This window comes from Leucobacter sp. USHLN153 (genome assembly GCF_037145615.1).
GTDB lineage: Bacteria > Actinomycetota > Actinomycetes > Actinomycetales > Microbacteriaceae > Leucobacter.
Genome location: NZ_JBBCXE010000003.1, coordinates 414,160 through 431,083, shown reverse-complemented (window position 1 = coordinate 431,083; position 16,924 = coordinate 414,160). Strand labels below are relative to the sequence as shown.

At 67.1% G+C, this 16,924-nt stretch carries 13 protein-coding genes; 6 read left to right on the top strand and 7 right to left on the bottom strand.

Going from position 1 to position 16,924, the window contains the following annotated elements:
* Positions 1 to 15: 15 nt before the first annotated feature.
* The 3 genes from WFH00_RS07760 to WFH00_RS07750 form a co-directional block, all read right to left on the bottom strand.
* Positions 16 to 1,410, bottom strand: coding sequence for a purine-cytosine permease family protein (locus tag WFH00_RS07760; protein WP_336660179.1), 1,395 nt, complete (start codon positions 1,408 to 1,410; stop codon positions 16 to 18).
* A 309-nt stretch (positions 1,411 to 1,719) separates the two neighbouring features.
* On the bottom strand, positions 1,720 to 3,708 hold the full coding sequence (locus WFH00_RS07755; protein WP_336660178.1) for a hydantoinase B/oxoprolinase family protein: 1,989 nt from the start codon (positions 3,706 to 3,708) through the stop codon (positions 1,720 to 1,722).
* The gene (locus tag WFH00_RS07750; RefSeq protein WP_336660176.1) at positions 3,708 to 5,747 is read right to left on the bottom strand and encodes a hydantoinase/oxoprolinase family protein; all 2,040 of its coding nucleotides are present in this window, start codon (positions 5,745 to 5,747) and stop codon (positions 3,708 to 3,710) included. The genes WFH00_RS07755 and WFH00_RS07750 overlap by 1 nt, the downstream gene beginning before the upstream one ends.
* A gap of 170 nt (positions 5,748 to 5,917) precedes the next feature.
* On the opposite strand from WFH00_RS07750, the gene WFH00_RS07745 reads away from it, so the two are divergent.
* The 3 genes from WFH00_RS07745 to WFH00_RS07735 are packed head-to-tail and all read left to right on the top strand — an operon-like array spanning position 5,918 to position 7,971.
* Positions 5,918 to 7,171, top strand: a complete 1,254-nt coding sequence (locus WFH00_RS07745; protein WP_336660175.1) for a PucR family transcriptional regulator — start codon at positions 5,918 to 5,920, stop codon at positions 7,169 to 7,171.
* A gap of 60 nt (positions 7,172 to 7,231) precedes the next feature.
* Positions 7,232 to 7,522 carry a cupin domain-containing protein gene (locus WFH00_RS07740; RefSeq protein WP_336660174.1) on the top strand — a complete coding sequence of 97 codons (291 nt, stop codon included), beginning with the start codon at positions 7,232 to 7,234 and terminating at the stop codon, positions 7,520 to 7,522.
* On the top strand, positions 7,519 to 7,971 hold the full coding sequence (locus WFH00_RS07735; RefSeq protein ID WP_336660173.1) for a GNAT family N-acetyltransferase: 453 nt from the start codon (positions 7,519 to 7,521) through the stop codon (positions 7,969 to 7,971). Before WFH00_RS07740 ends, WFH00_RS07735 begins: the two co-directional genes overlap by 4 nt.
* Positions 7,972 to 8,019: 48 nt before the next feature.
* Here WFH00_RS07735 and WFH00_RS07730 read toward each other — a convergent pair whose 3' ends face one another.
* On the bottom strand, positions 8,020 to 8,418 hold the full coding sequence (locus WFH00_RS07730) for an acyl-CoA thioesterase (RefSeq protein ID WP_336660172.1): 399 nt from the start codon (positions 8,416 to 8,418) through the stop codon (positions 8,020 to 8,022).
* A gap of 49 nt (positions 8,419 to 8,467) precedes the next feature.
* Here WFH00_RS07730 and tagD point away from each other — a divergent pair, with 49 nt between their 5' ends.
* Positions 8,468 to 8,866 (top strand): glycerol-3-phosphate cytidylyltransferase, encoded by a 399-nt coding sequence (gene tagD, locus WFH00_RS07725; protein ID WP_336660171.1) that lies wholly within the window; start codon positions 8,468 to 8,470, stop codon positions 8,864 to 8,866.
* A 130-nt stretch (positions 8,867 to 8,996) separates the two neighbouring features.
* Here tagD and WFH00_RS07720 read toward each other — a convergent pair whose 3' ends face one another.
* Genes WFH00_RS07720 through WFH00_RS07710 form a run of 3 tightly spaced genes read right to left on the bottom strand, consistent with a single transcriptional unit; the run spans position 8,997 to position 11,715 of the window.
* On the bottom strand, positions 8,997 to 9,776 hold the full coding sequence (locus WFH00_RS07720) for an amino acid ABC transporter ATP-binding protein (protein ID WP_336660169.1): 780 nt from the start codon (positions 9,774 to 9,776) through the stop codon (positions 8,997 to 8,999).
* Positions 9,773 to 10,801 (bottom strand): amino acid ABC transporter permease, encoded by a 1,029-nt coding sequence (locus tag WFH00_RS07715; RefSeq protein WP_336660168.1) that lies wholly within the window; start codon positions 10,799 to 10,801, stop codon positions 9,773 to 9,775. Before WFH00_RS07715 ends, WFH00_RS07720 begins: the two co-directional genes overlap by 4 nt.
* A gap of 11 nt (positions 10,802 to 10,812) precedes the next feature.
* Positions 10,813 to 11,715, bottom strand: coding sequence for an ABC transporter substrate-binding protein (locus tag WFH00_RS07710; RefSeq protein ID WP_336660167.1), 903 nt, complete (start codon positions 11,713 to 11,715; stop codon positions 10,813 to 10,815).
* Positions 11,716 to 11,997: 282 nt separating this feature from the next.
* Here WFH00_RS07710 and WFH00_RS07705 point away from each other — a divergent pair, with 282 nt between their 5' ends.
* The gene (locus WFH00_RS07705; protein WP_336660166.1) at positions 11,998 to 14,565 is read left to right on the top strand and encodes a helix-turn-helix transcriptional regulator; all 2,568 of its coding nucleotides are present in this window, start codon (positions 11,998 to 12,000) and stop codon (positions 14,563 to 14,565) included.
* 114 nt (positions 14,566 to 14,679) lie between these two features.
* Positions 14,680 to 16,881, top strand: a complete 2,202-nt coding sequence (locus WFH00_RS07700) for an acyltransferase family protein (RefSeq protein WP_336660165.1) — start codon at positions 14,680 to 14,682, stop codon at positions 16,879 to 16,881.
* The last annotated feature ends 43 nt before the right edge of the window (positions 16,882 to 16,924 follow it).

Genomic DNA, 16,924 nt, shown 5'->3' with positions numbered 1-16,924 from the left:
TCCGCGCGAGTGCGGCTAGGAGCCGATCACCTTCACGAGGCCGGTGCGGCTCGTCGGGTGCGTCTTCCATAGGATCGCGTAGATCACCGAGCTCAGAACGGCCGTGAGGATCGGGCCCCACGTCGAGCCGATGCCCGCGAGTGACGGGTCGATCGAGCCGAGCTGCAGCATCACGAGGCCCACGACGGTCGCAACCACCCACGCGATGAGGCCGTTCGTGTTGAACGCTCGGTAGTGACGGTCGTCGATCGCCGAATGCTCCTGGTGCTCACCCTTGTCGAGCAGGATGTGCGTCAGCGCGATGCCGACCCACGCCGTGACGAGCACGCCCTGCCACGCGAGCGCGAGCAGCAGATACTCGACGATCGGGAGCAGCATGAGGAGGTAGATGATCACCGAGGAGATCAGCACCCACACGATATTCGGCATCCGGAGGTGCAGCACGCGCTCACCGAAGGCGCGCAGGTTCGCGGCCCCGAGGTAGTAGTTCGCGGTGTTGATGCGGGTCTGCGACGCGATGATCACGATCAGGCCGAGCACCCCCATCAGGCCGACGATGCCGCCCGCGAGCCCGGTCTCCGAAACTTCGAGGCCCGGGATCGTGAAGGTCAGGAAGATTCCGACGAACGCTGCGAACCCGTAGGCGAGCACGTAGAACAGGGAGCCGAAGGTGTAGCGCTGGTGGAACTTCACGTCCTTGCGACGACCGAGCGCCGCGTAATCCATCGTGAACATCATCATGATCCAGATGCCCATGTACCCGGAGAACGTCGCGAGCCAGCCGGGTCCGCCGAGCGCCACCGTGACGGGCGCGGGCGGAGCGTGCGTGAACCACGCGTCGCTGAAGCCGTAGACCACGCCGGCCCAGATCACCGCTGCCACGAGTCCGAAGAAGTAGAGCGGCATGAGCCAGCCGTTGAGCTTATCGAGGAAGCGGCGCACGCCGCCGATGATGAGCGGCGTCGAGTACACCACGACCACGAGGCTCCACAGCCAGAACGGCCCGCCGAAGGCGGCCATGAACGCGTAGACCACGATCGAACCCTCGAACACCGCGTAGTAGATCGCGATGAGGGCGAAGATGATCGTGGCGATCGACGATCCGGTTTTGCCGAGGATCGTGCGCGAGAACTGCGCGACGGTCGTGCGGTTCTCGATCGCGTACTTGGAGAGCACGGCGTTGATCAGTCCGTAGACGATGATCACGAGCACGAGGCCGATGAGCGCCTGGACCGTGCCGTAGGCGGACGCCATAGCGGCGCCGATGTAGACGAAGAAGAACGCGCTCGCTACGCCGTACCACGCGAGAGCGAGCGGGCCCTTCTTCATCTGGTCGTCGTCATTGCCCTCTCGGGCCAGTGCATCGGTCGCTTCGACGTCGTCGTTGCTTCCGGTGAGATTGATACTCACGGTCAATACCTCCATTGGTATGAGGAGCTGAGGATGTGTCGCACGGCGCGAGCTCGTGCTGCATCGCACGAGCGGTCTGCGCAGCCGCACTGGCTGAGCCGGATCCACCCCCGGCGCCGGTGCAGGGGGTCACCGACCCCCTTATTGTGTGCGCACGCACGAAGGAAGAGTATTGTGCAGAAGCCGGAAGTAGCGGCAGCCCGTATGGCACCTGCACAATAAGTCGGAGAGCCGATTCGCGGAGCGAGCGGGCTCGGGTGGGAAACCGGGCCGGATCTTCGCCACGATCCGACCCGGTTCACTGGGGAGCTACGCGCTCCAGTGCGACGCGGAGCGACGCTGCATCTGCTCGCGATGCTGACGCGTGGTTTCAGCGAACAGCTCGCCCGTGCCCCAGTCGAGGATGACACCGTGACGGCGGATCACGTCGAGCATGTCGAGCGTCCCTGCTCGGTACTGCTCGGCGACCTCCTCGGGGTCGGATGCCAGCCACTCCGCGCGGTGCTGCCGGATCCAGGTGCGCTTCTCGGCGGTTGCATCGAAGTCGATCTCGTACTGGTCGAGGTCGGGATCGATCGGGGTGATCACGACGCCGTAATCCTCAGCAGCGCGTCCGACCGAGACGTACTCGTCGATCACGTCTTCGAGCACCTCCTCCGGGGTCCGCTCGAGCGGATCGCCGAGTCCTCCGCCGCCCGCGGAGGGGCGGTAGAAGGTGTCACCCGGCTGCACCGGCACCGAGGAGAAGATCGAGCCGAGGAACTGCTCCTCGTCGGTTCCGCGGTTGAGCCACACGCCGTGTGGGATCGACGGCAGCCCGCCCTCGATGCCCCAGGTGATAGAGCGGGCGCGATCGCAGCAGTAGCTCATCACCGAGGCATCGGCGTCGGTCAGGGTCCCGCCCTTCTCGACTCCGCAACCGCCCCGGAAGCGCCCCGGTCCGCCGGAATCCATGCCGATCTGGTGCATGGACGTCAGCACGGGGGTGAGACGCTCCTGTCCCTCGCAGGCCTGCACCGCGAGACCGACACCGAACACGGGCGCCGTGGCGCTCGAGCCGTCCTTCGTCGCGCGGCCGCCCCAGCCACCGGCCATCCAGTCGTACCACATGAAGTACGGCTTCTCTTCGATGCGCGCGTCCCTGCCACCGACCAGAAGGTACTCGAGGTTGAACGCGCAGGCCATCGCCCGATCCGGCATGATCGACGACCAGATTTCGAAGATGCCGTTCATGATCTTCTCGTACGGCCCCGACACGGTTCCCGTCACCGCGAGCGGCCAACCGGCGTTAATGACGGTGCCCTCCGGGCCGATCTCCGCGGTCACCGCGGCGTAAAAGCCCGAGTTCAGCGGCACGTCCGGGAAGAACGTCTTGGTGCCGGCGTAGATCGCGGAGAAGGTCGTGCCGTACCCGGAGTTCAAGAAGGCCTTGATGGCCGGGCCGCCCTCGAGCGAGTAGTGGATCCCCTTGCCATCGAGCGTCATCGTGATCTTGACCGGCACGAGCGCTTCGTCAGCACCCGGATCGAGGTCGAGGAAGTCGGTCGTGCTCCAGGTGCCCTTCGGAAGCTCCTCGAGGCGCCGCAGCACCGTGCGCTCGACGTAATCCTGCGTCTCCTGCATCGCGTGCTCCACGGTCTCCGTGCCGTAGCGGTCGACGAGCCGAAGCACCTCCCGCTCGCACACCGCGGTGGCCTCGGACTGCGCGTGGAGATCACCCATCGCCTGCTCCGGCGCCCGGGTGTTGCCGACGAGCAGGTTCGCGACATCGTGCAGGTAGACCCCCTTCGACCAGAGCCGCACGGGGGTGATGCGCAGGCCCTCGCCGAAGTGCTCCGTCGCGGAGACGTTGAACGAGCCGGGCACGGGACCACCGATATCCGCCCAGTGCCCCTTGTTCTGAGCGAATGCGAGGATCCGCCCCTCTGAGAAAATCGGCCGAATGAACGACACATCGTTGAGGTGCGTGCCACCGCGGTAGGGGTCGTTGACCGCGAACACGTCGCCGGGATGGATGTCGTCCCCGAACTCCTCGAGCACGGACTTGCACTGGAAGTGCAGCGTGCCGACGTGGACCGCGATGTCGCCCGAGCCCTGCATGACGGTGTTGCCGCGAGCGTCGCAGAGCGCCGAGGAGAAGTCGCGCGAGTAGATCACGAACGAGTAGCAGGTGCGCAGAATCTGCTCGCTCATCAGGTCAACGCTCGTCGCGAAGGCGTTCTTCAACACTTCGAACGTGACCGGGTCGAGCGTGGACTGGGCCGGGGCCTGAGTCCCGTGAGTCAGGGTGTCAGTCATCAGTTGACCTCCTCGAGGTGAATGCGAATGTTGAGCCACTCGTCGATTTCCGCGTTCGTGTGCGGCGGCACCACGGTGGTCGAATCGAGCTGATTGATGATTGCGGGGCCTGGGAAAGCGGTGCCCGCGGCGAGCGCCTCGCGATCGTAGACGGGCGTGTCCACCCAGCCGTCGCCACCGAAGTACACCGACCGACGCTCGACGGCCTCGCCCGGGTCCTGCCGAGTCACGGGCGCGGGGCGGAACGACGGCTTCGGAATCTTGCCGATCGCAGTGAGATGCAGCTGATACACCTCGACGGGCGCATCATCCTGGCGGAAAGCGAACTCTCGCTCGTACTGCTCATGGAAAGTGCGGATCGCCTGCGCGAGAGCACCCGGACCCGACCCCATCGGCACCTGCAGCGAGCGCCACTGGCCACGGTAGCGCATCGAGATCTTGCGCTGCAGCAGGCCGTTCTCCTGCGAGACGCCCTCGTGCCGCAGCCGTGCGTTCGCCTCGGTCTCGAGTCCGACGAACGCCTCCTCGATGCTGTCCTCATCAGCCGCCGAGGCCAGGCCGGCGTACATCAGCGCGAAGTCGTGCTGGATGTCGACGAGGAGGCAGCCCATCGCGGAGGTCACTCCGGGGCTGGGCGGCACGACGACAGTCGGGATCCCGAGCTCGCGCGCGACCTCGGCGCCATGCAGCGCACCCGCGCCGCCGAAGGCGAGGAGGGCGAAATCGCGCGGATCGTAGCCGCGGCGGATCGAGACGAGGCGCACGGCGTCCGCCATGTTCGCGTTCGCGACGGAGACCACGGCCTGTGCTGCCGTCTCGAGGTCCATCCCCAGCGGCTCCGCAATCACTCGGCGGATTGCATCTTCGGCGAGCGAACGATCCAGCTGCTTGACGCCGCCGGCGAGCGAGGTGCCGAGACGGCCGAGCACGACGTTCGCATCGGTGTTCGTCGGCTGGTCGCCGCCCGTGCTGTAGCAGGCGGGGCCGGGGTCAGCGCCCGCGGACTGCGGGCCGTTCCGCAGGGAGCCGGCGATATCGATGTGGGCGAGCGACCCGCCGCCAGCACCGATCGTGAGCACCTCGATCGACGGGAAGATGATCGGGTGGCCGTACTCGACCTGCCACTCCTGCGCGACGCGGAGTTCGCCGCCCGCGACGAGGGCGATGTCGGTCGACGTGCCTCCCATGTCGAGACTCACCGCGTTCTCGTACCCGCACTGCTGCGCGATGTGTTTCGCGGAGATCGCGCCCGCCGCAATGCCCGACGCTGCGAGGCGCACGGGGAACTTTTCCACCAGACGCGGAGTCATCGATCCGCCGCCCGAGTGGAGGAGCAGGAGGTCGCCGCCGTATCCGCCGTCACGGAGCTCATCGGCGAGGCGATTCACGTACCCTGACACGAGCGGGGCGAGCACGGCGTTGGCGACGGCGGTGTTGAATCGCGGGTACTCGAAGATCTCGGGCAGCACCTCCGCTGACGTGGACACCGTGGCCTCGGGGATGACCTCCTCGAGGATCTCGCGCATCCGCGTCTCGTGAGCCGCGTTGGCGTAGGAGTTCAGGAAGCAGACGGCGATCGTCTTCACGCCGCGGCGGCGCAGCAGGTGGGCGAGCTCGCGCGCTTCATCCTCGTCGAGGGGAGTAACGGTGTTGCCCTGGAAGTCCACGCGCTCACTCACCTCGAAGCGGTCCCGCCGCCGGATGTAGGGCGCGGAGACGTCGTTGTACGCGTCCCACAGATCGTCTTTGGTGCCGTCGCGGATCTCGAGGACGTCGCGAAAGCCCCGCGTCGTGACGAGTGCCGCCTGGGGGAACTTGCGCGTGATGAGGGCGTTCGTCGCGACGGTGGTGCCGTGGGAGAAGAGCACCACCTCGCTCAGGTCGATCTCTCCGCGCTTCACGCCGTTCATCACGGCGACCATCGGGTCGTGAGGAGTCGACGGGACCTTCGTCACGCGCATCTGCTGGGTGTCGTCGTCGAAGATGCAGACGTCGGTGAACGTGCCTCCCACATCGACCGCTACGCGAATACTGCTCATGGATCCTCCTGGATGTTCATCGTTGATTCCGGATGCCTCAACGATGCAGGTCGCCGCGGGTGAGGTCACTAGAAATTTCGAAGCTTTCAAGACGCTCGTCTGTAGAATCTCCAAGAATGGCGTCGATGCCGTCGCCGTTTTCGCCCGATTCCACAATTTGGGGAGTGCCCGTGAGCGACGACCGCGCTGCGCCGACCGAACTCGAGGACCTCCGCGTCACCCTCGAGATCACGAACACACTGCTCACGGCGGTCTCGTCCACCGACCCCGTGCGGTCGCTCACGGCGCGGATCAGCGCACTCTGCAGGGGCACCGCGGCGGTGTACGACGCTGAAGGCACAGTGGTCGCGAGTTCGGGGGAGGCGCCGCTGCAGCTCATCTGGAACGAGGTCGCCGCGACCCTGCGCAGGGACCTCGACTTCGAGGTCGGGCGGTGGCGAGTACGCACGCGCCGCGTGGCCCTGCGCGACGGTGTGCACGTCATCGCCATCGCGAGCCGCGGGGCGGAGACGATCGAACGGCTCAGCGCCCTCCTGCTCGACACCTCCGAGCGGCTGCTGAGCGCGGTGCACGGGATCCAGTACGGCGCCACACAACGGGATCGGCGCGACAACGAGCAGCTCATCGCATCGCTGCACGACGGCGTGCTTCCCTCCCGGGAGCACCGGTTCTGGAGCCGATTGGCCGAGTTCCGATTCGCCGCATACGCCCCGATCCGCGCCATCGACATCGCCCCTCTCGATGGCACCTCCGCGACGGAGGCTCACCTCGCGCTCCTCGCGGCGCGTGCCCGTTCCGACGGCCTGCCGCTGCTCGTAATGGTGCGCCGCGTCGACATCAGCGCGCCGTCGACGCTCGCCGCGATCATCCCGGCGTCGGAAGCAGCTGAGTCCTGGTGCGCTCGCGCCTCCGATCAGTTCCTCATCGGTGCCTCTGCTCCGTTCTCCGCGCTGTCCCGGGTCGGCGAGGCAGTGCGGGAAGCAGAGACCGCGCTGGGCATCGCGCGCGAGTGGGCCGCCGCCGCCATCGCCCCCGAGGCCCTCGGCCCCGTACTGATGGACCGCATCGATCTTTCCACGTGGCTGCTCTCGCACGTCGACCCCCGCCAGCTCGAGGAGAGGATCGCACGAACGCTCGAGGCGATTCCCGAGGGGCAGCTGCGCGACACGCTCACGACCTATCTTGCCGCCGAACAGAACATCGCTCGGACGGCGGAGGCGATGTACGTGCACCCCAACACGATCCGCTATCGGCTCGCCCGCATCGAGGAGGCGCTCGGTGAACCGCTCGCCTCCTCCTTCGCCGCAGCCAACGTCATCTTGGCGCTCTATCCCCGACTCATCGGGCGACGGGCGGAGCTCGCTCACGGGATTCTCCCCCGCGAATCGAGACTGGGCGACGCCGGATCGAGTGGTCTAGGCTGAGCCGTGGACCACGGGGAACTCCGCGCGAGCTTCCCTTCCGCTCGCCGACCAAGGAGGATCATGAGCACCGGATCGCAGGGTGACGTGCAGCTCGAGACCGAGCTGTTTCGCGTGACGAAATGGACGATCGAGCCCGGCGGCGCGATCCCGGAGCACGAGCACGAGTACCCCTACGTCGTGGTGCCGCTCGTGACCGGCACGATGTACGTGGTCAACGCCGACGGCAGTGAAATCGAGGCGAATCTCGAGTTCGGCGTCAGCTACACGCGCCCCGCCGGCGCCGTGCACCGCGTTGAGAACCGCGGTTCCGAGGGAGATATCGTCTTCGTCGAGACGGAGCGGCTCTCGTGAGCGAGGTCGTCGTTCGCCCGGTCTCGGAATCCGATCGGGAGGCCTGGACCACGCTCTACCGCGGCTATCGCGACTTCTACGGCAAGCCTCACGATGACGCGGTTTTCGAGACGGTCTGGGCCTGGCTGCTCGACCCTGCCCATGAGACCCGCGGCCTCGTTGCCGAGCTGGACGGGGCTCCGGTCGGGATCGCGCACTACCGCACCTTCGCCCGCCCGATCGACGGCGGCACCGGGCTGTACCTCGACGACCTGTTCACCTCGCCGGAATCACGCGGGTCGGGTGCGGCCTCCGCACTCCTGCAGCGCCTCTCCGAGATCGCCCGCGACGAGGGCGCATCGCTCGTGCGTTGGATCACGGCCGAGGACAATACGACCGCGCGCCGGCTCTACGATCGCGTCGCTCGCAACGGTGGCTGGGTGACGTACGATCTGGCCCCGGCGAGCTGAGGCGTCTGAGACGCCCCTGAGGCAGGCGACGGATCGTCACCCCGCGCACTAGCTGCGCAGTCGTTCCGTTCCCGCCGTCGCCTCGGTTCGGCCGTGCACGACGGGGTCACCCGCCGCGTCGACCGCGACGAAGACGATGCTTTCGAGGGTGAGGATCGTCGCCCCCGTCGCGGCATTCTCGACGCGACAGCTCATCGTGATCGACGTGCGACCGAACTTGATGATGCGGTACTCGAGCTCGAGCAGGTCGCCGCGATCGGCGCGCGCTGAGAAGTCGATCGCCGACATGTGCCGCGTGACCACGTCGATCGTGCCGAGCTGCGCGACCGACACAATCGCCGCCTCTTCGTCGACCCACTGCAGCAGTCGACCGCCGAACAGCGCACCGTGCTGATTCAGGTCCTCGGGTTTGACCCACTTACGCACGATGTGCCGATACTCACTCATATCGCCAGCCTAACGGCGCGGGTCACGCCTGAACCGTACACTGGTGGGCGTGAAGCGGATCCTGACCTACGGCACCTTCGATCTCCTGCACTGGGGCCACATTCGGCTGCTGCGCCGCGCCCGCGCGCTCGGTGACTACCTCGTCGTCGCAGCGTCGACCGAGGCCTTCAACGCCGGCAAAGGCAAGCAGACGTATCACGACTTCGAGACGCGCAAGAACATGCTCGAGGCCGTGCGCTACGTCGATCTCGTGATTCCCGAGGAGTCGTGGGATCAGAAGATTCGCGACGTGCAGAAGTACGAGATCGACGCGGTCGTGATGGGCGGCGACTGGGAGGGCGACCCGCGGTTCGAGGTGCTCCGCGACTACTGCGAAGTCATCTACCTGGACCGCACCGAGGGCGTCTCGACCACGAAGATCAAGAACGACCTGGGCGAGGGCGCGTAGGAGTTACCCCGCGCACCGATTGAGCGTCGGACTATCGGTTTCCAGGGATTCTGATAGTCCGACGCCCAAAAGGTGCAGGGGTGGCGGATCGCGGCGCGCCGACCGGCGCCGCCGCCCAACCGTCGCGCGCCTACAGCACCTTCGACAGGAACGCCTTGGTGCGCTCGCGCTGCGGGTTCGTGAGCACCTGCTCGGGATCGCCCGCTTCGACGACGACTCCGCCGTCCATGAAGACGAGCTTGTCTGCGACCTCGCGTGCGAAACCCATCTCGTGCGTGACCACGATCATGGTCATGCCGCTCTCGGCCAGGCCCTGCATCACGTCGAGCACTTCGCCGACGAGCTCGGGATCGAGCGCTGACGTGGGCTCGTCGAACAGCATCAGCTTCGGCTCCATGGCGAGCGCCCGGGCGATCGCCACGCGCTGCTGCTGACCACCGGAGAGGTGCGCCGGGTAGTAGTCGTGGCGGTCGGCCAGGCCGACCCGCGCGAGGAGCTCCATGGCGCGGGCCTTGAGCTTCGCGGAGTCACCCTTCTTCAGGAGCGACGGCGCGATCATGACGTTCTGCAGCGCCGTCATGTGCGGGAAGAGGTTGAAGCGCTGGAACACCATTCCGATGTCGCGACGCTGCGTCGCCGCCTCCCGCGGATGCATCTCGTAGAGCTTGCCGTCTTTCTCGCGGTACCCCACGAGCACCCCGTCGACCGCCAAGCGGCCAGCGCTCACGGTCTCGAGATGGTTGATGCAGCGGAGGAACGTCGACTTGCCTGAGCCCGAAGGCCCGACCAAACAGAGCACTTCGCCGCGCTGCACCTCGAGCGATATCGACTTGAGCACGAGGTTCGAGCCGTAAGCCTTCGACACTCCCTCGGCGCGAACCATGGGCGTGTCCGTTACGTGGCTGTTCATGCCCCTCCCCCTCCGGGTCGCTCGTGCGGCGGCACGATGTTCTCTCCTCCGGCGGAGCTGGGATACGTGGGATATCCCTCGTCGGGGATCCCCGCCACGCGCACCGACTGCGTGTCGACGCTGGGCTTCATCACGTCGGGCCTCTGGGAGACACCCTTCGCGAACTTCTTCTCGAGGAAGTACTGACCGACCATGAGGATCGAGGTCACCGCGAGGTACCAGATCGAGGCGCAGATCAGCATCGGCACCGGCTGATAGGTAACGGCCGAGATGTCACGCGCACGGCCGTAGAGGTCGAGCGTGAACGGAACGGCCGTCACGAGCGACGTGGTCTTCAGCATCGAGATGACCTCGTTGCCCGTCGGCGGGATGATGACGCGCATCGCCTGGGGAAGGATCACGCGGCTCATTGTGTGCCACCAGCCGAGGCCGAGCGCGGTCGCCGCCTCCTCCTGACCCTTGTCCACGGAGAGCAGACCCGCTCGCACGATCTCTGCCATGTACGCCGCCTCGTTCAGCGCGAGGCCGATGATGGCGAGCGTGAAGTAGCTCAGCAGATCCTTCGTGTTCAACGAGGTCACCGCGTCGGTGAACGGGATGCCGAGTTCGATCGATTTGTAGATGGTCGGGATCAGGCCCCAGAAGACCAGTTGCACGTACACGGGGGTGCCGCGGAACAGCCACAGGAACACCCAGGCGACCGACTTGACGACCGGGTTCGGGGACTGCCGCATCACGGCCACGGTCACGCCGATGATCACCGCGATGATCATCGAGTACACCGTCAGCTGCAGCGTGTACCAGGCGCCCTCGACGATACGCACATCGAAAAGGTACTTGCCGACCTCGCCCCAGTTGTAGACGGGGCGGTTGAACGCCGTGTCGTAGATGAAGAGGGCTGCGATCAGAATGAGCACGACGGCGAACACCGCGCGCCACGGGTGGCGGAGCCGGATCGCCTCAATCGGCGCCGACTCCTGGGGCGGGGCGTCGTGCCCCGCCCTCGGAGTGTTGTGTTGCGACATAGCTGAGGAGGCTATTCGGTGCCGGCGTTGATCTCGGCGCTCTCGACGGCGCCGGCCTCGATGCCCGCGTCGGTGAGGATCTCGAGGTACGTGCCGTCGTCGATGAGCGACTGGAGTGCGGCCTGCACAGCCTTCGTGGTGTCGCTGCCCTTCTGAGTGGCGAAGCCGTACGGAGCGGCGTCGAAGACGTCTCCCACGGTCTGCAGCTGATCACTGAGCTTCGCGACCGCGTCGCCCGTCACAGGGAGGTCAGCGGAGAACGCGTCGGCACGGCCGTCGACGACCGCCTGCGTCACCTCGGGCTGACCGTCGAAGCGCAGCACCTCGATGGCGTCCTTGCCGGCGTCGGTGCAGGCCTTCGACTTCGCTGGCAGTTCATCCGTGTCCTGCACCGTCGTCGCCTGGACGGCGACGGTCAGGCCGCACGCGTCGTCGGGGTCGACGTCGGAATCCTTCGCGGCCGCCCACTGCGTGCCGGCGTTCAAGAAGTCGACGAAGTCAACGGACTTCTGACGCTCGACGTTGTCGGTGAACGAGGAAGAGCCCATGTCGAGGGCACCCTCCTGGATACGCGGAATGATGCTGTCGAAGCCGAGGATCTCCCATTTCGGCTCGAGCCCGAGCTTCGCCGAGACGGCCTCCGCGAGCGTCACGCCCCAACCGGTCGGGTTGCCGTCAGCATCCTTGTACTCGTTAGGCGGGTACTCGGCGTCAGTACCGATGTTCAGCTCGCCCGAGTCCTTCAGCTCCTGAGGCAGGAGCGCAACGGCCGCGTCGTCCGCGGTGATCTCTGCCGAGGGCGCGGAATCGCCGCCCTCTCCCCCGCCATTCTCGGACTCCGCGTTATTGACGCAACCCGTCAGCGTGAGCAGTGCTGCTGCGGCCAAAGCGGGGACGGCGTAACGAATCTTCATTGATTTCTCCCAGGCTGAGTGTCGCCGTTCACACGGCGATGTCGTGAAATCGAGCTTACTGCTCTCGTATTGCGACTCTACGGCAGAGTCTCTCCCCCGCTACATACGCTCTCTGCTGCTCGGCAGCGCGTCGTGAGGAATACGCCGCAATTCCGCTCCCGTGCAGGACATAACATTCCGGTTAAGCTAAACGCGGGGGGCTGCACAGGGTCCATATAAGTGCACGAAGCGTGCAGGTTGCTCGGTTCGAACGGGGAGAGGTGAGCGGTGCGGGAAGATGTCATGCCCGTCGATTCCTTCTCTCGTGTCTCGACGCGCACGCTGAGCCGCCCCCAGCTCATCGACCGCATTGCTCAAGGTGGACGCGTGGTCGTGCTCCACGCCGAGCGCGGATCAGGCAAGACCGAACTGCTCTCGCAGTGGCTCGGTGCGCAGACCGGCTCGATGTGCGCTTGGGTGGCGCTCGATGAAGGGGCGGCGGATCCCCGGAGCTTTTGGCTCCGGGCGCTCCAGGCGCTCACCGGGGCACGACCCCACGCGTTCGGTCAACTCGCGGAAGACTTCGTGAGCGGTCGAGTGCAGCCGGCTGAGGCGCTCTCGCTCGTGACGACCGCCACCATGCGCGATACGACTCCCTTGACCCTGGTCATTGACGACATCCACTTCGCCTCCAGGGAGTCGCAGGACGGTCTCGCCGCCCTGCTGCACCGATCCCCGCAGCTGCGGCTTCTCGCGACCACGCGCTCCACGACGCGCTTCGAGGTACCGCTCACCGCGGCGACGCTCGACGTCACCGTGCTCGGCTCAGAGCAGCTCGCCTTGACTCGCGCCGAGACGGCCGAACTGGCCGCGCTGCTGTCGTACCCGCTCGACGACGGGGAACTCGTGACCCTGCGACGAGCAACGAACGGCCATGTGCTCGCCACGCGTCTTGCCCTGTCGGTCATGCGAGACCTGTCACGTGACGGCATGCTCCGCCCCGAACCGGGCGATGTTTCGCGGGGGCTCGAAGCGATGCTCGACGATGTCGTGCCGACCTTCGACAGCCCTGAAGCGGAGCAGCTCGCCCTCGCAGCCTCGCTCGTGCCCGAGCTGGATGAGAGCCTCGCGGAGCGACTCACCCGCAGTACTGACACCGCGAACCAAGCGGGCGCTGGCGGCGCCGCCTGGCGGCTCTGCGAGCAATTCGCGGCCCTGAATTACGGCAGGATCGCGCTCCTGCACGGCCGCAAGACGTTCCGCCTGCACACCCTCGTACGCGCGGTGCTGAAGCCTCGCGCGCTGCGCCACTTCACCCGTGAGCAGCTCGCCGAGATTCGCCGCGCCGCGTTCGAGGCGCTGTACGAGCTGTCGGACCCCATCGAGATCCTCGAACTGCTCGTCGAAGCCGAGATGGATCGCGCGATATTTCCCCACTACGTGCGGAACTTCTCGGAGATCAGTTTGCGGCGCAGCGAGGAGCTGCTCTCCGTCGTCGCGTCGCTCCCGCGGCAGCGAATGGCGAACGAGGGAACGATCCCGGTGATGATCGCCATCGTGCTGAGCGAAACCACGGTGATCCCCACGCCCAGGATTCGCGAGCTCCTCGACCTCGGGATGCCGTCGATCACCGCGCGCCTCCCGCAAGCCCAGGGAGCCGCCGGCCGCCTGTTGCTGCTCGCGCGATTCGGAGGACTGCGCGCGCTACGAGAATACGGCGAGGCAGCCGAGGCCGGCGAGGCGTTTCTCGCCCGCGGCGAGATCACCTCACCGAGTTGGCGCTCGGGGATGCACGCTGCGCACGTCCAGGTGATCATCACCGAAGTACTCGCGGGTCGCGTCGTCGAGGCACTCGAACTCGCTGACGGACTGAGCGACAAGATTCACCCCGGGCGGAGCGCGCACCTGCACTCGATCCTCGCCTTCATCCACGCGCGCACGGGGGATCTGCGCGCTGTGAAGCGCGACCTCGGAGCCGTCGCTGCCGCGCCGAGAGAGTGGCGCGGTTCGCATGAGAGCATCGGTTGGCACCTGGCCGCCGCGCTGCGAGCATCGAGCCTGGGAAAGCACGAGGAAGCGTTCGCCGCACTCGAACCGATCCTCGCGCGCATCGACGACTTCGAGATGTGGCCCTTGATCGTCTGGGCGCGCGGCGTGACGCGGCTCATGGCCGACCAGTCGACGCGCGGCCTCCACGAGATCGACGCAACGCTCGCGGGGCGGGAGCAGTACCCCATCAGCGACGGCTGGGCGGAGCAGCTGCGCACGCTGCGCGGCGAGTTCCTCATGGCCTCCCGTGACCTGATCCACGCGCGGATCGCCCTGGCACACAGCGGGGCGGATCCGGCGTCGCACCTCGCCCGCGCCCGTCTGGCGCTGCTCTCGTCCCAACCCTCCGATGCGCTCGCGCACATCGACCTGATCGACGAGTCCCAACTCCTCAAGGGTCAGAGGGTGCAGTGTCAGCTGCTCCGAGCAGCGGCCCACGCACGACTCGGCAGCCGCGATCTGGCGACCTCACTCGCCACACAGGCTCTCGTAGCACTCGATCGGCTCGACAACCGCCTCCCGCTCTCGTGGATTCCCCGAGGCGACCTCGCGGTGATCCGCTCGCTCGTGCCCGAGGACATTTGGCGCACGCCTCCGGGCATGCCCTTCGTCGGCGAGGAGGTGTTGCTCGAAGAGCTCTCCAAGCGGGAGGCGCTCGTGCTCATCGAGCTCGCGCGGGGCGGATCGATCGACGAAATCGCGGGCGAGCTGCACGTCTCGTCGAACACCATCAAGACTCAGACACGCAGTATCTATCGCAAGCTCAAGGTCTCCAGCCGCTCGGAGGCGCTCGAGCGCGCGCGGCAGATGGGGCTCCTATAAGACCGCCTTCCGCACTCGCAAGCCCTTGAATCGTGACCGAATCGTTGCTTACGGTAGAAGGACGTTTCGGGAAGGCGAGTGATGGCGGACGCGGTGACGCGGCATGCAGCCGCGATGAAGAGGTGGGGATCGGGCGAGCAGCCCGCCCCCTCCGCGTCGCGCCCGCACGCGGTCCGGCGGGACATTCAAGGCCTGCGCGCGATCGCGGTGGCACTCGTGGTGCTCTACCATCTCGCTCCCGATGCCCTCACCGGCGGCTACGTCGGCGTCGACGTCTTCTTCGTCATCTCCGGCTTTCTCATCACGGGGCAGCTGCTCCGCGAGAGCGAAGCCTCGGGGCGGATCGACCTCGTCCGCTTCTGGGCCCGACGCGCTCGCCGGCTACTCCCGGCCGCGCTGCTCGTGCTCGCCGTGACGCTCGGCGCGGTGTGGCTCGTCGCTCCGCGCGGATTCCTCCCGGGCTTCCTCCAGCAGGTCGCAGCCTCTGCTGGCTACGTGCAGAACTGGGTGCTCGCTGAGCAGTCGGTCGACTACATGGCGGCGGAGGCGCAGGTGTCACCGGTGCAGCACTACTGGTCCCTCTCGGTGGAGGAGCAGTTCTACATCGTGTGGCCGGTCGTAGCGGCATTGGCTGCGATGATCGCGGCGTGGATGGGCCGACGGGCGCAGCGATCCGCCGCCGAATTCACAGGCCCCGCCGCTCGCGGCACCTCGCTCGCACGGACCCACCGAAGCTTCCGCACCGTCTTCGCACTTCTCATCGCCGCCGTCGCCGCGGCATCGCTCATGGCATCCGTGATGCTCACTGCGACCGACCCCTCTCGCGCGTACTTCGTTACCACGACCCGCGCGTGGGAGTTCGCAGCGGGCGCACTGCTCGCTTGGCTCGCCACTGCTCCCTCGGCGCCGCTCGACCGCATCCCGCGCATGCCCCGACTCGTCATGCTGTGGACCGGGCTCATCGGCATCGTCGCTTCGGCGCTCGTTTACTCCGACGCTACATCTTTCCCCGGCACGGCGGCGCTCCTTCCGGTCATTGCGACCGTGCTCGTCATCGCTGCCCAGGAGCCGGGTGGGCCCGGCTCCCCCAGCTCGTGGCTCGCCGCGCGGCCGATGCAGTGGCTCGGGGACGTCTCGTACGGCGCGTACCTCTGGCACTTCCCACTCATCGTGCTGCTGCCGTTTGCGCTCGCCCGCCCGCTCGGCGTTGCGGGAGGCATTGCGGTCATCGCGGCGACGCTGCTGCTCGCGTGGGCCTCGAAGGTGTGGGTGGAGGATCCGATTCGCACGGGGTTCTCGCGGTCGTGGTCGAACCGCCGCTCCCTCGTTGTCACCGCTGCGGCAATGGCCGGCCTCCTTGGCATTGCACTCGGTGGCATCGGGCCCGCCGATCAGCAGGTGGAGGCGGAGCGGGCTCGGGTCATCGCCGCGCTCGAGAGCGAAGAACCCTGCCTGGGCGCCGCGGCACTGGCACCAGGTTCGGGCTGCGAACCGTTGCCCGAGAAGCTGCCGATGCCCGAACCGGCGCTCGCCGATACCGCTCCGGAACGATGCATCGCGTCACGGGCTGGCACCGAGGTGAAGCGCTGCGAGTACGGCGCGAAGGCGGAGACGGCCGACCACACGATCGCCCTCGTCGGCGATTCGCACGCCGAGCAGTGGCTGCCCGCGCTCGCGCGCCAGGCGGGTGACGAGGGATGGCGCCTCGTCGTGCTCGCGAAGGCCTCGTGCCCATTCACCGCTGCCGAGCGAAACTTCACGAGCATGCCGGGCGCCGAGGGGGACGCGCTCAGCGAGGACTGCGCCGCCTGGAATAGCGGCGTGCTGCGAGCCCTCGAGGATGACCCGTCGATCGACACCGTCGTCACCGCGGCGAAGGCGAGCACCGAGATGCGGGCGGAGTCGGGTGCGAACGCGGAGCAGGCGGCGACCCGCGGATACGAGGCGCGGTGGCGGGAGCTGCCGGAGTCGGTGCAGCGCGTCGTCGCGATCCGCGATACACCCGAGCTCCGCCCCGAGGTGCTGCAGTGCGTCTCCGACAACGGCGCGCTCGCGGCCAATGAGTGCGCGAGCCCCGCCTCCGAGGCGCTCGGCACCGATCCGCTCGCCGAGGCCGCCCATGCGCTCGCGGCAGATCGCAATGGGCCTGAAGTGTCGGTCGTCGATCTCACGCGATACTTCGAGGTCGAGGGCCGGTGCCCGCCCGTGATCGGTGGCGTGCTCGCCTTCCGGGACTCGCACCACGTGAGCTGGGCATACGCGGAGCAGCTCGCAGAGCCGCTCGCGGATCGCGTCGAGCGAGCGCTCGCGAGCTAGGGGCTGCTGAGGCGGATCCGCCGGCGCGCGTTGCGGACGCACG